This window comes from Mycobacterium sp. NPDC003323 (assembly GCF_053589535.1).
This window is the reverse complement of the sequence record NZ_JBSFSB010000036.1, coordinates 1-1,743: the sequence shown is the minus strand read 5'-3', so window position 1 is coordinate 1,743 and position 1,743 is coordinate 1. Positions and strand designations below refer to the sequence as shown.

Annotated in this window: 1 protein-coding gene; it reads left to right on the top strand. The window is 66.8% G+C overall.

The features are described 5' to 3' along the window. Positions 1 to 255 precede the first annotated feature (255 nt). Positions 256 to 1,503, top strand: a complete 1,248-nt coding sequence (locus ACWDUN_RS29995; protein ID WP_449934569.1) for an IS110 family transposase — start codon at positions 256 to 258, stop codon at positions 1,501 to 1,503. Positions 1,504 to 1,743 lie beyond the last annotated feature (240 nt).

Here is a 1,743-nt window from a genome sequence, read left to right as displayed (position 1 = left end):
GCACGGTGTGTCTACCCGTCCGGACCGGTGTTCACCAGTGGAATTGCTCGTGGTTCGAGCCTGCCCGCACGACCGGACGCCCCAACCCGTTCGTGAGCCATGGAGCTCTGGTCGAGACCGGCGCCGTGCGGGTGCGCTGGGATCGCGAACAGCTCATCGGAGGCAAGCCCCACAGAGGCTCGTAAGTAGGTCGCTGCGCGTTCTCGCCCGGGTTCCGGACCAGCCGGAAACACCCAACCTGATGGAGGTGCTGGATTGGACTGCTCCTGCGGAATCGACTGGGCCGAAGGGCATCACGATGTCGCGATCGTCGACAGCGGCGGAAAGTTGGTGGCCAAGAAACGCATCAGCGACGACCCTGCCGGATTCACCGCACTGACCGAGCTACTCGCCGAGGCCGGTGATAGTGCCGACGATCCGATCCCGATCGCGATAGAGACCCCGCGGGGGCTGCTGGTGGCAGCGCTGCGCGCGTCCGGTCGGCCGGTGTTCGCGATCAACCCGATGGCCGTGGCGCGCTATCGGGAACGGCGTTCGGTGGCTCGCGCGAAGTCCGATCATGCCGATGCCATGACGTTGGCGAACATCCTGCGCGTCGATGCCCACCTGCATCGCGAGTTGCCTGCCGACAGCGAACTTGCCCAAGCCATCGCGGTTTTGGCGCGTGCCCAGCAAGATGCGGTCTGGCGCCGCAGCAAGGCCAGCAACGAACTGCGGTCGATCCTGCGCGAGTACTACCCGGCGTTCCTGGACACCTTCGCCGGCAAGTCCGCCACCAACTTGGCCAAACCAGCGGCCCGCGCGGTGCTCGCCCTCGCGCCCACTCCAGCCCACGCAGCCAAACTCACCAAGACCCGCATCGCCGCCGCGCTGCGCCGCGCCGGACGCAAACGCGGCATCGACGACCTCGCCGCCGACATCGTTGAGCGCCTGCGGGCACCGCAGCTGCGCCAACCCGATCTCGTCGAGCAAGCTATGGGCCGCCAGGCGGTGGCCCTGCTGGCAATGCTCGATGCTGCTTGCGCAGGTGCCGACGACCTGGAACAAGCCGCCGCCGAAGAATTCCGCAAGCACCCCGATCACGCCGTGATCACCAGCTTTCCCGGCCTGGCCGACCTGACCGGCGCCCGTGTCCTCGCCGAGATCGGCGACGACCGCGACCGATTCGCCGACAACCGCGCGTTGAAGGCATACGCCGGATCCGCGCCGGTCACCAGAGCATCCGGCAAGGTCACCTCCATTACCCACCGGCGGATCAAGAACGACCGGCTCGCCGCGGTCGGCTGGGTCTGGGCCACCTACGCCTCGATCAACCCCGGACCCGCCCGAACGCACTACCGCAAACGCCGAGACCACGGCGACCGCCACGCCGCCGCCCTGCGGCACCTGTTCAACAAGATGCTCGGCCAGCTCTACCACTGCCTGCAAACCCGCCAAACCTTCGACCCGATCAAAGCCTTCGGCCAACCCGTCACCGCGCCGCCAGAACAGGCCGCTGCTTGACAATTAGCGGAATCGGAGGTCTACTTATAGGTGAATGGTGCACCAGCGGCACGGACACCTGATCAAGAACAGGGCCGCGAGTAGGTCTATCCACAGGCTTGGTGCGGGGGTCGTCGGTGCACCGTTCACCTGCCCCGGGTGGTGACTCCTACCCCGATCTTGGGTGTAAAGCCCTTATGTCAGACGGTGAGCGCCGGGGCTGGGCGCCGGTCCGGACGGGATGGCACGGTGTGTCTACCC